We start from the raw sequence: 16,363 nt of genomic DNA, 5'->3' as shown, positions 1-16,363 counted from the left end.
CAGCCAAGAAAATGTTTCGCTCTCAGCGGAGCCCCGCGCCCAGCCAACACCCCATTGCCCCCTTGCCCCTTCTCGCGCACGGGCCTAGAACGCTTGCCAACGATAGACATTCGGATACGGCGGAAAACCATGCTCGACCTGACATATGAACTCCCCAAGCCCAAGGTGATCGCGGGCGCAAAGCATGACTGGGAACTGGTCATCGGGATGGAGGTCCACGCCCAGGTCAGCTCAAACGCCAAGCTGTTCTCTGGCGCCTCCACCAAATTCGGCGCAGAGCCGAACTCCAACGTGGCCTTTGTTGACGCAGCGATGCCCGGCATGCTGCCCGTCATCAACGAATACTGCGTCGAACAGGCCGTGCGCACCGGTCTGGGCCTCAAGGCAGAGATCAATCTCTGGTCCGCCTTTGACCGCAAGAACTATTTCTACCCTGACCTGCCGCAGGGCTATCAGATCTCGCAGCTATATCACCCCATCGTGGGCGAAGGCGAAGTTCTGGTGGAACTGGGGGACGGCACCGCGCGCCTGGTGCGTGTCGAACGCATCCACATGGAGCAGGACGCGGGCAAATCGATCCACGACATGGACCCCAACATGTCCTTTGTCGACCTGAACCGGACTGGCGTCTGCCTGATGGAGATCGTCTCGCGCCCCGACATTCGCGGCCCCGAAGAGGCCGCCGCCTATATCGCCAAATTGCGCCAGATCATGCAGTACCTCGGCACCTGCGACGGCAACATGCAAAACGGCAACCTGCGCGCAGACGTGAACGTATCGATCTGCCGTCCGGGCCAGTACGAGAAATACCAGGAAACCGGCGATTTCTCTCATCTCGGCACCCGCTGCGAAATCAAGAACATGAACTCCATGCGCTTTATCCAGCAGGCCATCGAAGTCGAGGCACGCCGCCAGATCGCCATCGTCGAAGCGGGCGGTACCGTCGATCAGGAAACCCGTCTCTATGATCCGGACAAGGGCGAAACCCGCTCCATGCGCTCCAAGGAAGAGGCGCATGACTACCGCTACTTCCCCGACCCGGACCTGCTGCCGCTGGAAATCGAACAGGCTTGGGTGGATGACATCGCCGCCAACCTGCCGGAACTGCCGGACGAAAAGAAAGCGCGCTTCATCAACGACTTCGGCCTTTCCGACTATGACGCCTCGGTGCTGACCGCAGACGTGGAATCCGCCGCGTTCTTTGAGGAAACCGCAAAGGGTCGCAGCGGCAAGCTGGCTGCCAACTGGGTCATCAACGAACTCTTCGGTCGCCTGAAGAAAGAAGACCACTCCATCACCGAATCCCCGGTCTCTCCGGCCCAGCTGGGCGGCATCATCGACCTGATTTCTTCGGACGCCATCTCCGGCAAGATCGCCAAGGATCTGTTCGAAATCGTCTATACCGAAGGCGGCGACCCGGCGCAGATCGTCGAAGAGCGTGGCATGAAGCAGGTGACAGATACAGGCGCCATCGAGGCCGCCCTGGACGAGATCATCGCCGCGAACCCCGCGCAGGTCGAAAAGGCCAAGGTGAACCCAAAGCTCGCCGGCTGGTTTGTCGGTCAGGTGATGAAAGCCACCGGCGGCAAGGCCAACCCCAAGGCCGTGAACGAGCTGGTTGCAAAGAAACTGGGCGAGTGATCTCAGCCACAATCGTGATTGGAAAAAGGGCGCCCCTCGTGGCGCCCTTTCTCGTTGGGCCATCCATGAGCTGGAGGGCTTTCCCCGGTTTTTCCCGCCGCCACATTCGCGGACCTGCTGGCTTGACCTTCCCTGGGTAAGCGGCTTTCCTCTGGCAAAATTCCAGGAGCCATCATGACAAACGCATTCGATCAGGAACTACAGGACCGGTTGGTCCGCTATGCCGCCATCGACAGTCAGAGCGATGAAAACGCGCCCGGCTCGCCCAGCACGGAGATCCAGTTTGATATGCTGAACCTCCTTGTGGAGGAACTGCAAAGCATCGGCGCGCAGGACGTACAGCTGACAGACTACGGCACCGTCCTTGCCACGGTGCCAGGCACCGCCGAGGGCCCGACCATCGGCTTTCTTGCCCATGTCGACACCGCGCCGCAGTTCAATGCGGCGGGGGTGAAACCGCGGGTCATCAAGGGGTGGAACGGTGACGACATCAGCTATCCCGACAATCCCGACCTCATCCTGTCACCGGCAAAATCGCCCTATCTCGCCACCAAGGTGGGCGACGACATCATCACCGCCTCCGGCCTCACGCTTCTGGGAGCCGACGACAAGGCGGGCGTTGCCGTCGTCATGACACTGGCCCGCCATCTGATCGCAAACCCCGACATCAAACGCCCCACCATCCGGGTGGCCTTTACCCCGGACGAAGAAATCGGACGTGGCGTCGATGCCAAGCTGCCCGCCGATCTGGCGGTTGATTTCGCCTATACGCTCGATGGCTCTGATGTGGGTGAAATCATCTACGAGAGCTTCAGCGCCGACCGCGCGGTTGTGACGGTCAAAGGGGTCTCCATTCACCCCGGCTGGGCAAAGGAAAAGATGGTCAACGCTGCGCATCTTGCGGCCAAGATCGTCCAGACCCTGCCGCAGGCCACCATGACCCCCGAAACCACCGACGCCCGCGAGGGTTTTTTGCATGTCACCGACATGAACGGCGGCTCCTCCGAGATGGAGATCAAGCTGATCCTGCGTGATTTCGAACTGGACGGGCTCGCCGCCAAGGGAGATCTGCTGCGCAAAACCTGCGAGGCGGTCCAGGCCAGCGAGCCGCGCGCTGAAATCACCTGCGAGATCTACCCCCAGTATCGCAACATGCGGTACTGGCTGGAGAACGACATGACCCCCGTCAACCTCGCACTGGAGGCCTGCAAGGCCAATGGCATCGCGCCCATCTCCGTCCCGATCCGCGGCGGCACCGATGGTTCCCGACTGACTGAACTTGGCGTTCCAACCCCCAACATCTTCTGCGGCATGCAGAACGTCCACGGCCCCCTCGAATGGGTCTCGGTTCAGGACATGGCCAAATCAACCCAGGTTTGCCTGACGCTGGCCCAATTGGCCGCAAAGACCTAGGGTCAGGATGCATCACGGCGCGCCCGGTCATGCAATCGGGCCGCCACACCCGCGCTGTGGCGTCGCGTGCACCATCAAGTGGCATGACTGCGCCGCTCTCACAACCTGCACCTTGACCCAACCTGCCGATCCGCTAAACCTCGCCCGATAAGTCAGGAGATGCTCATGCAGGCCTATGAATACAAAGTCATCCCCGCCCCGCAAAAGGGCACCAAGGCCAAGGGGGTCAAGACACCCGAGGCGCGCTTTGCCAATTCGATCGACCTGCTGCTGAACGAGATGGCCGCCGAAGGCTGGGAATTTCAGCGCGCAGAATTGCTGCCGTCGGAAGAACGCAGCGGCCTGACAGGGTCCGTGACCAACTGGCGCAACGTGCTGGTGTTCCGCCGCCCGACTGCGGAGGCACGCCAAACCGCAGCCGAGGCGCAAACCGCGCAGCTGACGCAACTTCTGCAGATGATACAGGCAGCCCAACCCGCAGCCGCAGCTCAGGCAGATGCCGACATCGCCCCCACCAAGGCAGACACCCCCGCCGCGCCCGCGATCACCGCAATTGCGGGCGACCCGGAGGCCCCGGAAGGCGCCATTGCCGTTCCCGGTCGCGGTGCCCGCGCAATGCAGTCCGATGATGGTGTGGAAGAGCTGAGCCCGGTCTCCGGCGTGACAGCTGCCCTGAAGGCCCGCGCCTCACTGGCCGGGGATCGCAAAGAACCGCCCGCCCCCGCCAAACCGGTGCAAAGCCCGAAAACAGACAACGAAGGCTGATCGCCCGCACCTCAGCAGGGCTGATATCTTGTCCCTGTCATGGCAGGTAACCGTCTGATCTGCACCATTCGGGACAGATCAGATGGGCCGCACGGGGCCCCTGATCCGGCTTGCACGTTGCAGATCGGGCACATCGGCGGGGCCTTGCCGGTCATGGCCAGCCCCGCAGGCCTTCGGTGTCAGGCCCCGATATCCAAAGCCAGCGCATGGATGCGGGGAACAACATCCCCCAGCGCCTTATGCACGGCCCGATGCTGGGCCACGCGGTTCATCTCACCAAAGGCAACTGCGCGGATACGCACGCTGAAATGGCTCTCTCCCTTGCCGTCGTGGCCTGCATGGCCGATGTGCTGGTCGCTGTCGTCCTGCACCACAAGCTCGCGCGGCTCAAACGCTGCGCTCAGGCGTGTCTCGATCTCTTCACGGATGCTCATTCTGTCGTGTCCTGCATAAAAATCCCCGGAATAATTGTCCGAGCCCCCTTCAATCTGGCGACCCTTAGATTAGAATGTCGCCTCCGAGTCGAAAAGTGCGTCTAGAAGGTGCCCCCGCATGACCAAATCCGATCCCTTTGGCTTCGATATGTCCGTCCGCTCCGCGAAGAAGAAAAATCCGCGCGGACGCCGCAGCACAACGGGGGCTTCCGAGACCTCGACCCGTGTCTGCGAGCATGAGGGCTGTAACGAAGCCGGGCAGTTCCGTGCCCCCCGCGCCCCCGATGTTCTGGATGACTACATCTGGTTCTGTCAGGACCATATCCGCGAATATAACCAGAAGTGGAACTTCTTCGAGGGCACAACAGAGGCCGAACTGAACGCACAGCAGTCCAAGGACAAGGTCTGGGAGCGTGAAACCAAGCCGATGGGCGACCCGGAGACCCGCGCCTGGGCGCGTCTGGGCATCGAGGACCCGCATCAGGTGCTGGGCGCCAACGCAACCCGCAACCCCGGTCGTGCGGCACAGGCAGGCCGTCGCCTGCCCCCGACCGAACGGCGCGCGATCGAAATCTTGGAGGCCAAGGACGACTGGTCCAAGGCAGACATCCGCAAGGCTTACAAAAAGCTGATCAAAGTGCTGCACCCCGACATGAACGGCGGCGACCGCAGCCAGGAAGAACAGCTGCAGGAAGTGGTCTGGGCCTGGGACCAGATCAAGGACAGCCGCAGCTTCAAGTAAACCGGGAACCGGCGCAGGCTGGTCAGGCCCCCACGGGCTGACCAGCCCAGCAAGGGCCAGCCAGACAACACAGACGCAGATCCGAACATGAAAAGGGCGGCCCATCGGGACCGCCCTTTCTTTGTTGTGGTGCGATATGCGCCCTGATCTCAGCGGATCATCAGCCTTTGCGCATCGGGCGGGCATTGCCGCCTGCCTTGCCAGCGGCAGCTGCACGGGCCTTGTTCTTCTTGCTGTTGGGCTTGCCTTTAGGCGGCGGAGGGCCCTTGCGACCGGATTTTGACGGGTTGGACCAATCGGTTTTGGGCTTGCCTGCAGGCTTCGCCGCACCAAAACCGGCAGGTTTGTCACCGCGATCTGACGCGCCACGCGCCTTGACCGTCGCTTTGCCGCCCTCGCCGGTGCGTTTTGGCTTGTCGAACTTCGGCTTGTCGCCCCAGCTCTTGTCGCCCCGTGGCTTGTCACCGCGCGGTTTGTCGAACTTGGGCTTGTCACCCCAGGAATTCTCTCCGCGGGGCTTGTCGAAACGCGGCTTGTCATCGCGCGGCCGGTCCTCACGGGGGCGGTCCTCGCGGTTTTTGTCAAAACGCGGCTTGTCCCCATAAGGTTTGCGATCCCCGCGATCATCGCGATCACGCGGGCCACGGCGTTCGCCACGCGGCCCGTCACGTTGACCATCACGGCCACCGCCCTGCGGGCGCGGGCCCTTGGGCAGGTCAGGCGCCTTGTCCAGACGAGTGACCGAAGCCCCCTCTTCCAGACCTTCGTGCTTGACCGCGCCCCAGAATGCATCCGCACTGGCTTCGCGCACTTCCACATAGCTCTGGTCGAACTGAACCCGGATGGCACCGATGTCGTCCTTGGTCAGGCCACCGGCGTTGCACAGCGCAGGCAGCAGACGGCGCGGTTCCGCACCGGCCTTGCGACCACCGCTGACCGAGAACCACACCGACGGGCCAAACGGGGCCCGTTCCTGACGCTCACGACGGTCTGCCTGCGGATCGCTCAGCTCTTCGGGCGCGCTGTGGCGCTGGTGGAACAGACGCAGATAGGCCACCGCCAGCTGCTCCGGCGCAAAGCGTTCCAGCAGTTCTGCCACCGCCGGTGCCTCGCCTTCGCTGACCGCATCGCTCCAGGCAGGATCTGCCAGCAGGCGCTCAAAATCACGCGCCCGCACCTGATCGGCGCTTGGGGCCGGTGTGGTTTCTGCGGTGATCTTGGCAGAGCGCAGCAGACGCAGCGCCTTGCCTTTGGCCTTGGGCGGCACGATCAGCGCGCTGACACCCTGACGGCCCGCACGGCCAGTCCGGCCAGAGCGGTGCAAAAGCGTTTCATGGCTCGACGGCAGATCGGCATGGATCACCAGATCCAGCTTGGGCAGGTCGATCCCGCGCGCCGCCACATCGGTCGCGACACAGACACGGGCCCGGCCATCACGCAAAGACTGCAGCGCGTTGGAGCGTTCAGATTGGGTCAGCTCACCCGAAAGCGCCACAACCGAAAAGCCACGGTTGCTCAGACGGGTGGTCAGACGGTTCACCACGGCGCGTGTGTTGCAGAACACGATCGCATTGGGCGCTTCGTGATAGCGCAGCACGTTGATGATGGCGTGTTCGGTATCGCGCTGTGCAACTGCCAGCATCTGATATTCGATGTCGGCGTGCTGGGAGGCCTCCGCCAGCGTTTTGATCCGCTGGTGATCCTTCAGATAGGTCTCTGCCAGACGCGCAATTCCCGCCGGAACAGTGGCCGAGAACATGAGCGTACGGCGATCTTCGGGGGATTCACCAAGGATGAACTCCAGATCCTCGCGAAAGCCCAGATCAAGCATTTCGTCGGCTTCATCCAGAACCACGGCACGCACCTGCGACAGGTCGATAGAGCCGCGGTTGATGTGGTCGCGCAGGCGACCCGGTGTGGCCACGACGATATGGGCGCCACGTTCCAGGGCCCGGCGCTCGTCGCGCATATCCATACCGCCAACGGTCGATACCACATGGGCACCAGCTTCGGCATAGAGCCAGCCCAGCTCGCGCTTGACCTGCAGCGCCAGCTCGCGGGTCGGCGCAATCACCAGCGCCAGCGGCAGGGTTGCGCGGCCAAGGGTTTCGGCGTCCCCCAGAAGGGTCGGCGCCATGGCAAGACCAAAGCCCACGGTTTTGCCCGATCCGGTCTGCGCCGAGACCAGGAGATCAGAGTTTTCCAGTTCGGGCGCGGTCACGGCCAGCTGCACCGGTGTCAATTGCTCGTAGCCGCGCGCCTGAAGCGCTTGTTCGAGTGCTGTTTTCAAGATTTTCATTTCGCTTGCTGCGGGGCGCGCCACCTTGGCCACGCCGATATCGGGAATGTCCCCGACTGCGCAGGAACGCGGATGTCCTCATCCAAAGGCCGCCAGATATCGGCTTTGCACTGTTTTGTACAGTATTCATTTGTGCCAGAGCGGAGCTGACCTGCCCGCCCCGCGCAACCCCGCTATGCGACGCATCCCCCAAGGCAGCCCCGACCCAAGGGCATCATGGCCCCGCCACACCGCCAAAAACGACAGCGCACCCCCGCGATCCGTCACCACCCCACAGGGCACGCAATACCGTCAGGAACGTAGCGCAAAATGACACGAGACCAGCCCCGATAAGGCCAGTTTGATCACAAACGTCACGACAGATGGTCAAACCCGCCCTCACCTCTTGCGATTGCGGTCAGGATCGGGCACCAATCCCCCCGATTGCCCAAGGTCAGCCGACCCGGAGGCGAATGAGGATAAGGATCGACTGTAATGACCGACGGCATGCTGGATATGAACGCGAAACCGACCGAGAGCATCTCGGTGCGCGATGTGTTCGGGATTGACACGGACATGACCATCAAGGGCTTCGCCGAAGGCTCTGACCGCGTGCCCGCTCTGGACCCGACCTACAAATTCGACCCCGACACCACGCTCGCGATCCTCGCAGGCTTCAGCCACAACCGTCGCGTCATGATCCAGGGCTACCACGGCACCGGCAAATCGACCCACATCGAACAGGTCGCCGCCCGGCTGAACTGGCCCTCCGTGCGCGTGAACCTCGACAGCCACATCTCCCGGATCGACCTGATCGGCAAGGACGCCATCAAACTGCGCGACGGCAAGCAGGTGACTGAGTTCCACGAGGGCATCCTGCCCTGGGCGCTGCGCAACCCGGTTGCGATCGTGTTTGACGAATACGATGCAGGCCGCGCAGACGTGATGTTCGTGATCCAGCGTGTTCTGGAACACGACGGCAAGCTGACGCTTCTGGACCAGAACGAGATCATCACCCCGAACCCGTTCTTCCGCCTGTTTGCAACGGCGAACACCGTTGGTCTGGGCGACACCACCGGCCTCTATCACGGCACCCAGCAGATCAACCAGGCCCAGATGGACCGCTGGTCGCTGGTCTCGACCCTGAACTACCTGAGCCACGACGCCGAGGCCGCGATCATCCTGTCGAAGGCACCGCATTACAACACCGCCGAGGGCCGCAAGACCATCAGCCAGATGGTGACCGTCGCCGATCTGACCCGCACCGCCTTCATGAATGGCGACCTGTCGACCGTGATGTCGCCGCGGACCGTGATCAACTGGGCCCAGAACGCCGAGATCTTCCGCAATGTGGGCTATGCCTTCCGCCTGTCGTTCCTGAACAAATGCGACGAGCTGGAGCGCCAGACCGTGGCCGAGTTCTACCAGCGCTGCTTTGACGAAGAGCTGCCGGAAAGCGCGGCAAACGTGAGCCTGGGGTGACGCCATTTTTCGTCATAGCAGCCATTTGGGTCGCGCTTGACGCAGTCTGGTTGTTTGACAAAACTGGTTGAAAGAAGACTGATCCGTCAGCAATGACGGGCAGTCAACACAGTCATTTGATACGGCTGCGTTGGGAATGCGCCCCTTTGTTCCTGACCGTGTCGATCTGGAGTGCGTTCAATGGCGAATAAGCCCAACGATAATCCCGCCGATCCGTTCAAGAAGGCGCTGGCCGAAGCCACCAAGGTGATGGCCGACGATTCTGAACTGAACGTGTCCTACTCCGTCGACCCGGCGGGGCTGTCGGGCGATTCCATGCGCCTGCCACAGGTGACACGCCGAATGACGCGCGAAGAGGTTCTGCTGGCCCGCGGCACCGCCGATGCGCTGGCGCTGCGCCACAAATACCACGACGCCGGGCTGCACGCCCGCTACGCCCCGCAGGGCGACATGGCACGTGACCTCTACGAGGCGCTGGAGTCGGCGCGTTGCGAAGCCGTCGGCGCCCGCCACATGCCCGGCACCGCATCAAATATCGACGTCAAGATCCAGAACGAGGCCCTGCGCAAGGGCTATGACCAGATCACCTCCTCCGCCGAGGCCCCGCTGGCCGTTTCCGCAGGCTACCTGATCCGCCATCTGGCGACCGGCCGCCCGATGCCCGATGCGGCCGCCAACGTCATGGAACTGTGGCGCGGGTTCATCGAACAGCAGGCAGGCGATACGCTCGCCAATCTTGACGAAACCATCGAAGATCAGGCGGCATTTGCCAAATTCGCGCGTCAGGTCATCACCGATCTGGGCTATGGCGACCAGCTGGGCGACGACCCGGACCAGCTCGACGATGAGCAGGACAGCGACGCCGAACAACAGCCCGAAGCCGAAGAGCAGCCCGACAGCGAAGGTCAGGACCAGTCCGACGAGGAAGAGGCCGACGCCACCCCGGAACAGAGCCAGGAACAACAGCAGGACGAAAGTCAGGCGCAGGTCTCCATGGACGACATGGCGGATGACGAATTCGCCGAAGAAACCGAAATGCCCGATGGCGAGGCGCCGCTAGACCCGCCCCCGCCCCCTGCCGCGTCAGAGGCGGATCCCGACTACAAGGTCTTCCTCGACACCCATGACGAGGAAATCGCAGCCGAAGATCTGGCTGAACCCGCCGAACTGGAACGCCTGCGCGCCTATCTCGACCAGCAGCTGGAACCGCTCAAGGGCGCGGTGTCGCGGCTGGCGAACAAATTGCAGCGCCGCCTGCAGGCGCAGCAGAACCGCTCTTGGGAATTCGACCTGGAAGAAGGCATTCTGGACGCAGGGCGTCTTGCCCGCGTGGTCGCCAACCCGACCACCCCGCTGTCCTTCAAGCGTGAAAAAGACACCGAATTCCGCGACACAGTGGTGACGCTGCTTCTGGACAACTCCGGCTCGATGCGCGGCCGTCCGATTTCGATCGCCGCGATCTGCGCCGACGTTCTGGCCCGCACGCTGGAACGCTGCAACGTCAAGGTCGAGATCCTCGGCTTCACCACCCGCGCCTGGAAGGGCGGGCTGGCCCGCGAAGCCTGGCTGAACGAAGGTCGCCCGCAACAGCCCGGTCGTCTCAACGACCTGCGCCATATCATCTACAAAGGGGCCGACGCCCCCATGCGCCGCACCCGTGCCAATCTGGGTCTGATGATGAAGGAAGGGCTGTTGAAGGAAAACATCGACGGCGAGGCGCTGGAATGGGCCCACCGCCGGATGATCGCGCGGCAAGAGGCCCGCAAGATCCTGATGGTGATTTCCGATGGCGCCCCGGTCGATGACAGCACCCTGTCGGTCAACCCGGCCAACTATCTGGAAAAACACCTGCGTGATGTGATCGCCATGGTGGAGCGGCGCAAACAGGTCGAACTGCTGGCCATCGGCATCGGCCATGACGTGACGCGCTACTACGACCGCGCGGTGACCATCACCGATGTGGAACAGCTGGCGGGCGCAATGACCGAACAGCTCGCCGCGCTGTTTGACAGTGACCCTCGCGCCCGTGCCCGCGTGATGGGTATGCGAAAAGTCGGCTGACCGGATCGCGCATGGGGCAGCACAGGATCGAGTATTTTTATTCCACGCATTCCGCCTATGCCTATCTCGGCTCGCGGCGGCTTGCGCAGATCTGTGCCGCTCATGACTGCCAGCTGATCCACCGCCCATTCCTGTTGTCCCCCGTGGTGGAACAGGCTGGCGGTCAGCCCTTTGCCGCGCGCAGCCAGGCCCATGTGGATTATTTCTTTGGCCGCGAGATCGAACGCTGGGCCGCCTATCGCGGCGTGCCGATCATCGACTATCGCCCCACCCACCACGACAACCCGCTGACGCTGTCCAGCGGCATGGTGATCGTCGCGGCCCGGTTGGGCCTGGATGTGGACGCATTAGCCCATGCCCTGCTACAGGCGCATTGGCGCGATGACATCGACCTCATGAACCCCGCACAGCTGGAAACCGCCGCGCGCACGGCCGGGCTGGATCCGGCGCCGCTCCTTGCTGGGGCGATGGATGCGGATGTTCAGGCCGAACTGCAGGCCAATACCGACGCCGCACTGCGGCTCCACCTCTTCGGGTCGCCCACCTATGTGCTGGACGGCGATCCATATTATGGGCAGGATCATCTGGACCTGCTGGAGCACGCGCTGCACCAGCCTTTCCCCCAGCCTGCCTTTCAAAACCCGTCGGTCAACGACGCCTGATTTTCACGGGTTGCGCCTGACCTGCCTTCGCGGTTCTCTGGCGCGACCCAAACGCGCTCGCAAAGGAGGCCCCCATGTATCAGTCATTCGACGTGACCGCCCGCCCAGAGCAAGGCCCCCCGCGGCTCGCCGCGCTGCGCGCCGAGCTGGCGCAGGACGGGCTGGATGGGTTCCTGATCCCCCGCGCCGACGCCCATCAGGGCGAATATGTCGCCCCACGCGATGAACGTCTCGCCTGGCTCACGGGCTTTACCGGATCTGCGGGCTTCTGCGCCGCCTTGAGGGACGTCGCAGGTGTGTTCATCGACGGGCGGTATCGGACCCAGGTGAAACAGCAGGTCGCCGCCGACTACACCCCGGTGCCCTGGCCCGATGTCCAACTTGCCGACTGGTTGAAAGACCAGCTGCCCCAGGGCGGGCGGATTGCCTATGACCCCTGGCTGCACGCCACCAGCCAGATCCAGAGCCTTGAAAAACAGCTCAGCCCACATGGCTTTGCCTTTGTGCAGACCGACAATCTAGTGGACCGCATCTGGCAGGACCAACCCGCCCCCCCGATGCAACCCGCCTTTGCCCACCCCCTTGAATACGCGGGCACCGCTGCTGCGGACAAGATCGCCACACTGGCCCAGGATCTGCGCGATCTGGGACAAAGCGCTGCCGTCATCACGCTACCGGACAGCATCATGTGGCTCCTCAATATCCGGGGCAGCGACATTGCCCACAACCCGGTCGCCCACGGGTTTGCGATCCTGCATGCTGAGGGGCGTGTCGATCTGTTCATGGCCAAAGCCAAGCTGGACGGGCTCGCAGATCATTTGGGCGCACAGGTCACCTGCCACGACCCTGCTGACTTCCTGAGCCATGTTGCCGCACTGGCAAAGCCCGCAGATGCCAAGGTTGGCGCAGATCTCACCACCCTGCCCCAAATCGTCGCTGACCAGCTTGGGCAGGCGCTGGTGGGCTCTGGCGATCCCTGCGCCCTGCCCAAGGCCCGCAAATGCGCCGCTGAAATCGACGGCAGCGCGGCCGCGCACCTGCGGGACGGGGCCGCCGTTGTGGAAACGCTCGCCTGGCTTGATGCACAGGCACCCGGCACCATGAGCGAAATCGACGTCGTCAAACACCTCGAAGCGGAGCGCACCAAGGATCCAAGCCTGCGCGACATCAGCTTTGACACCATCTCCGGCACCGGCCCCAACGGCGCCATCATGCACTACCGCGTCAGCGAGGAGAGCAACGCAACGCTAGAAGACGGCCACCTGCTGGTGCTCGACAGCGGTGGTCAATATCTGGACGGCACCACCGACATCACCCGCACCATCGCCATCGGCACCCCACCGCAAGAGGCCCGCGAGGCCTATACCCGCGTTCTGCAGGGCATGATTGCAATGTCCCGCCTGATCTGGCCCAAGGGACTGGCAGGCCGCGACATCGAGGCCGTTGGCCGCATGCCCCTGTGGCTTGCCCGGCAGGACTTCAACCACGGTCTCGGCCACGGCGTCGGCGCGTTTCTCAGCGTGCACGAAGGCCCCCAGCGCCTGAGCCGTGTCAGCCATGTGCCGCTGGAAGAGGGCATGATCCTGTCCAACGAACCCGGATACTACCGCGAAGGGGCCTTTGGCATCCGGCTGGAAAATCTGGTGGTGGTCAGCCCAGCCGCAAATCAGCCCACATCCGATCCGGAACGTGATATGCTGGCCTGGCGCACGCTCACCTTCGCACCGCTTGATCGCCGTCTCATCGTGACAGAGATGCTCAGCCGTGACGAACGCGACTGGCTTGACAGCTACCACGCCGATGTGGCCGCGAAAATCGGACCCAACGTAACAAAGGCCGCAAAGGTCTGGCTGGATGCCGCTACGGCACCACTGTGATACCGCATTGTTACAACACACTAAGATAATGACCGTACGAACGACGTGAAGGAAGTACCCATGACAAAGATCCAAATTCGCAAAGCCCCCGGCCGCTGGGTCGTCCGCTCTGGCGGCGCCGTGCTGGGTGAAAGCAACAATGCGCTTGAGCTGAGCGAAGGCGATCTGCCACCGGTCATCTACTTCCCGCGCGAAGATGTGGCTTTTGCCTTGCTCGACCAGAGCGACAAGACCACCCATTGTCCGCACAAGGGCGATGCCACCTATTATTCCATCGTGAACCTGTCCTCCGTCACGCCCGACGCGGTCTGGAGCTACGAGGACCCAAAGGAAGAGGTCGCTGCGATCAAGGGCCATCTCGCCTTTGTCACCAGCGAAAGCGTCAAGGTGGAACAGATCTGAGCCCCCCGGCTCAGACAGTGCAGCAGTCAGAGACAGGCGCCCTCGTGGCGCCTTTTTCTTTGGCTGAATGAAACCCGCCGTCCCTGCATCGGTGATGCACCGACTGTCCGGGACAGACCGCAGCAATAGGGTGCCGCCCGCAGGTCGGCATAGTCATGAGGGTAGAGCCATGGCGATGCAGGAGTCGCCTCCCGCACGGGTCAGGCAGGCCAACCCGGAGACGGATCAGCGCCCGTCAAGTGGCTGTGAGAGTTCGGCAAAACCTTGCCACAGACCATGTCGCGACACCGGCAGATCCCTGCCAGTCAGTCGAATTTGATTTTCTCGGGGCCCTGTAAATAAAAACTCATTCAAAAACGGGTGGAAACACCCGATACACACACAGTCCCGATCAGCTCAGAATGGTCCGGCACAGATGGCGGCGCGCGGTCTCGATCGACTCGCCCGTCCCGAACATCTGCGCATCGCTGGCACTCTGCACGACGTAATTGATCAACGCCTCAAAGGATGCCCGCTCTTTTTCCTGCTCACTTGCCTTCGTCATGTACTCAACCTCTTGCGGGTTGATGTCATCGATTTGCATGTTGTCACTTCCGAAGAATGATCACTATTTGCCTAGTGTTAACCATATTTTCGTGAAGCGCGCGTGAAAGGTTAACAAAACCTTTTGAAAACGGTTGGTCCGTTTCAGAAATACCACATATTTCAACTCAGCTTTGACGGGTAAAGCGGTGTTTTCACTGCATGTTTGGAAGATACACAAGGTTTTCCACAGAAAACGCCATTTTATTGGGCTTTAACTGTGCTCTTCCGCAGCCGCCGCCGCCAGCGCCCGGTTGTAGGCTTTGAGCGAATCAATGTGGTAAAGGGCGCCGATCAACTCCGGCGGATTTTCGCTGTCACCCTCCTCGGTCATCACCGGCAAGAACGCGATATCCGCCCGATCAAAGATCGGCATCGCCGCCTCAAGCGAGGCAGAGGCACGAATCAACAGCCCCTGCTCCAGCAGCGCTTCACACTCTTCGCGGCTTGCGCAGCGCGGATCGCCCATCGGCCGCATCACCCCGCCCGCCCGCAACAGCGACAGCAGATAGGCCTGCGGCCCCGCCGCACAGTGAATGTTGCGCCGCTCCAGCTGGGTCAGGAAAAAGGACCGGTCCACAATGCGCGAGGCCAGCGCAGTGGACATCGACACCGCCACCATCACCGCCAGACCGATCTGCCAATCCCCTGTCAGTTCGAACACGATCAGCGTGGTGGAAATCGGCGCGCCCAGAACCGCCGCCGCAACCGCCCCCATCCCCGCAAAGGCATAAAGCGTATGGGTGCCGGACACATCCGGCAGCACCGCCGTCGCAATCAGCCCAAAGGCAAGCCCGGTCAGCGCACCGACCATCAGCGACGGGGAAAACACCCCTCCGCCCATGCGCCCGCCCATGGTGATCGCAACAGCCGCCGTCTTGACCATCGCAAACAGGATCGTCTGATGCAGCACCAGCGCACCGGTCAACGCCAGAACGGTGGTTTCATACCCAACCCCGATGATATGCGGATACCAGACCGCAATGACGCCCAGCAACAGGCCAGACGCCGCCGGGCGCAGCCAGCGCGGCAGCCCCAGCCGGTCCTGCAGCGCCGTGCCCAGCTGGTCGGCAAAAAAGATCGACCGCATCAACACCACCGCGACCAGACCGCAGATCAGCCCCAACATCAAAAAGGCAGGCAGCTCTACATAGAACTGCAGCGCGCCGGGGGTGATCAGATCGAACTCGGTCACATCACCGTACTCCAGCCGGTTGATGACGGTTCCCGCAACCGAAGCAATAACAATCGGCGCAAAGGCATGGACGGCAAAGTGGCGCAACACCACCTCCAGCGCAAACAGCGCGCCCGCAATCGGCGCGTTAAAGCTGGCGGACACCGCCGCCGCAACCGCGCAGCCCAACAGATCCCGCCCGGTGATTCCGTCGGCCTTGATCTTGTCACTGACCCAGGTAGAGATCACGCCCGCCATATGAACGACCGGCCCCTCCCGCCCGGTCGACCCGCCGGTGCTCAGCGTCAGAAAGGACGCAATGGCCGAGGCAATGCCAGCCCGTTTCTCTACCCGCCCTTCGCCAAGGGCCGCGCCTTCGATCACATCGGCGACCGAACGGACCCGCCCGTCAGGGGTGAAGCGATGCAGGATCACCCCCACAACCAAACCACCCAGGGTCGGAATCAGGACCAGCCAGTACCACGGCATGTCCTGTGCAAAACTGTGCAGGAAATTGACATCCTCAGCGCCGTAGACCCAGGCCTGAAACGCAGTGATACCCTTGCGAAAGAACAGCGCCGCAAACCCGGCGGCAACACCGATCATCAGCGCGATCAGCCAGAACTGAAACTGCCCCGGACCGCGATGGCGCAACACCCGCCAGGCATCCCGCATCTCGGCAACTGCCTGCGTCGCATGGGCCGAGATAAAGGAGCGGAGTGTCTGTCGCATTGGGCCGTCTGTCCTGGTGTCAGTCTTTCTGTCTCAAGGCATTAGTAACCGCCAGGACGTTAATCCAGCGTCAAATTCCGCCCGCGCTTTCTGTCAAAGCGACAGCTGACGCAGTTGT

13 protein-coding genes are annotated in these 16,363 nt (G+C 62.4%); 9 read left to right on the top strand and 4 right to left on the bottom strand.

What is annotated here, in order from left to right; genetic code table 11:
- Positions 1-129 precede the first annotated feature (129 nt).
- The 3 genes from gatB (at position 130) to NIT7645_RS03670 (ending at position 3,819) form a co-directional block, all read left to right on the top strand.
- Complete coding sequence (gene gatB / locus NIT7645_RS03680) at positions 130-1,641, top strand: Asp-tRNA(Asn)/Glu-tRNA(Gln) amidotransferase subunit GatB (protein ID WP_008561131.1); 1,512 nt, start codon at positions 130-132, stop codon at positions 1,639-1,641.
- A gap of 174 nt (positions 1,642-1,815) precedes the next feature.
- Entirely contained in the window at positions 1,816-3,054 is a 1,239-nt protein-coding gene (pepT, locus tag NIT7645_RS03675) for a peptidase T (RefSeq protein WP_008561045.1), read from the top strand.
- Between the two features lie 165 nt (positions 3,055-3,219).
- Positions 3,220-3,819 carry a DUF4177 domain-containing protein gene (locus NIT7645_RS03670; protein WP_008561769.1) on the top strand — a complete coding sequence of 200 codons (600 nt, stop codon included), beginning with the start codon at positions 3,220-3,222 and terminating at the stop codon, positions 3,817-3,819.
- Positions 3,820-3,998: 179 nt separating this feature from the next.
- On the opposite strand, the gene NIT7645_RS03665 is transcribed toward NIT7645_RS03670, so the two are convergent.
- Positions 3,999-4,253 (bottom strand): BolA family protein, encoded by a 255-nt coding sequence (locus NIT7645_RS03665; RefSeq protein ID WP_008559485.1) that lies wholly within the window; start codon positions 4,251-4,253, stop codon positions 3,999-4,001.
- A gap of 118 nt (positions 4,254-4,371) precedes the next feature.
- On the opposite strand from NIT7645_RS03665, the gene NIT7645_RS03660 reads away from it, so the two are divergent.
- A complete protein-coding gene (locus NIT7645_RS03660; protein ID WP_008562143.1) occupies positions 4,372-4,995 on the top strand; it encodes a DnaJ domain-containing protein in 624 nt (207 codons plus the stop codon).
- Positions 4,996-5,155: 160 nt separating this feature from the next.
- Here NIT7645_RS03660 and NIT7645_RS03655 read toward each other — a convergent pair whose 3' ends face one another.
- Positions 5,156-7,285, bottom strand: a complete 2,130-nt coding sequence (locus NIT7645_RS03655) for a DEAD/DEAH box helicase (protein ID WP_074964243.1) — start codon at positions 7,283-7,285, stop codon at positions 5,156-5,158.
- 483 nt (positions 7,286-7,768) lie between these two features.
- On the opposite strand from NIT7645_RS03655, the gene cobS reads away from it, so the two are divergent.
- The 5 genes from cobS (at position 7,769) to NIT7645_RS03630 (ending at position 13,757) form a co-directional block, all read left to right on the top strand.
- The gene (gene cobS / locus NIT7645_RS03650; protein WP_037302492.1) at positions 7,769-8,755 is read left to right on the top strand and encodes a cobaltochelatase subunit CobS; all 987 of its coding nucleotides are present in this window, start codon (positions 7,769-7,771) and stop codon (positions 8,753-8,755) included.
- A gap of 180 nt (positions 8,756-8,935) precedes the next feature.
- Positions 8,936-10,816, top strand: a complete 1,881-nt coding sequence (gene cobT / locus NIT7645_RS03645) for a cobaltochelatase subunit CobT (protein WP_008563167.1) — start codon at positions 8,936-8,938, stop codon at positions 10,814-10,816.
- 11 nt (positions 10,817-10,827) lie between these two features.
- Positions 10,828-11,478, top strand: a complete 651-nt coding sequence (locus NIT7645_RS03640) for a 2-hydroxychromene-2-carboxylate isomerase (protein WP_008561389.1) — start codon at positions 10,828-10,830, stop codon at positions 11,476-11,478.
- A 74-nt stretch (positions 11,479-11,552) separates the two neighbouring features.
- Positions 11,553-13,355 (top strand): aminopeptidase P family protein, encoded by a 1,803-nt coding sequence (locus NIT7645_RS03635; RefSeq protein ID WP_050686190.1) that lies wholly within the window; start codon positions 11,553-11,555, stop codon positions 13,353-13,355.
- Positions 13,356-13,415: 60 nt separating this feature from the next.
- Positions 13,416-13,757 carry a DUF427 domain-containing protein gene (locus NIT7645_RS03630; RefSeq protein ID WP_008561217.1) on the top strand — a complete coding sequence of 114 codons (342 nt, stop codon included), beginning with the start codon at positions 13,416-13,418 and terminating at the stop codon, positions 13,755-13,757.
- A gap of 391 nt (positions 13,758-14,148) precedes the next feature.
- On the opposite strand, the gene NIT7645_RS03625 is transcribed toward NIT7645_RS03630, so the two are convergent.
- Together NIT7645_RS03625 and NIT7645_RS03620 are read right to left on the bottom strand one after the other, a co-directional pair.
- On the bottom strand, positions 14,149-14,340 hold the full coding sequence (locus tag NIT7645_RS03625) for a hypothetical protein (RefSeq protein WP_008562540.1): 192 nt from the start codon (positions 14,338-14,340) through the stop codon (positions 14,149-14,151).
- Positions 14,341-14,553: 213 nt separating this feature from the next.
- Positions 14,554-16,245 (bottom strand): chloride channel protein, encoded by a 1,692-nt coding sequence (locus NIT7645_RS03620; RefSeq protein WP_008561942.1) that lies wholly within the window; start codon positions 16,243-16,245, stop codon positions 14,554-14,556.
- Positions 16,246-16,363 lie beyond the last annotated feature (118 nt).

The organism is Phaeobacter italicus (assembly GCF_001258055.1).
GTDB lineage: Bacteria > Pseudomonadota > Alphaproteobacteria > Rhodobacterales > Rhodobacteraceae > Phaeobacter > Phaeobacter italicus.
Note: the sequence above shows the minus strand (reverse complement) of the source record. Positions and strands in the feature narration are given on the sequence as shown.

Bases quoted from the DNA above. Each gene is read 5' to 3' on its own strand.
- gatB (WP_008561131.1), top strand. From the start codon at position 130: ATGCTCGACCTGACATATGAACTCCCCAAGCCCAAGGTGATCGCGGGC.
- pepT (WP_008561045.1), top strand. From the start codon at position 1,816: ATGACAAACGCATTCGATCAGGAACTACAGGACCGGTTGGTCCGCTAT.
- NIT7645_RS03670 (WP_008561769.1), top strand. From the start codon at position 3,220: ATGCAGGCCTATGAATACAAAGTCATCCCCGCCCCGCAAAAGGGCACC.
- NIT7645_RS03665 (WP_008559485.1), bottom strand. From the start codon at position 4,253: ATGAGCATCCGTGAAGAGATCGAGACACGCCTGAGCGCAGCGTTTGAG.
- NIT7645_RS03660 (WP_008562143.1), top strand. From the start codon at position 4,372: ATGACCAAATCCGATCCCTTTGGCTTCGATATGTCCGTCCGCTCCGCG.
- cobS (WP_037302492.1), top strand. From the start codon at position 7,769: ATGACCGACGGCATGCTGGATATGAACGCGAAACCGACCGAGAGCATC.
- cobT (WP_008563167.1), top strand. From the start codon at position 8,936: ATGGCGAATAAGCCCAACGATAATCCCGCCGATCCGTTCAAGAAGGCG.
- NIT7645_RS03640 (WP_008561389.1), top strand. From the start codon at position 10,828: ATGGGGCAGCACAGGATCGAGTATTTTTATTCCACGCATTCCGCCTAT.
- NIT7645_RS03635 (WP_050686190.1), top strand. From the start codon at position 11,553: ATGTATCAGTCATTCGACGTGACCGCCCGCCCAGAGCAAGGCCCCCCG.
- NIT7645_RS03630 (WP_008561217.1), top strand. From the start codon at position 13,416: ATGACAAAGATCCAAATTCGCAAAGCCCCCGGCCGCTGGGTCGTCCGC.
- NIT7645_RS03625 (WP_008562540.1), bottom strand. From the start codon at position 14,340: ATGCAAATCGATGACATCAACCCGCAAGAGGTTGAGTACATGACGAAG.
- NIT7645_RS03620 (WP_008561942.1), bottom strand. From the start codon at position 16,245: ATGCGACAGACACTCCGCTCCTTTATCTCGGCCCATGCGACGCAGGCA.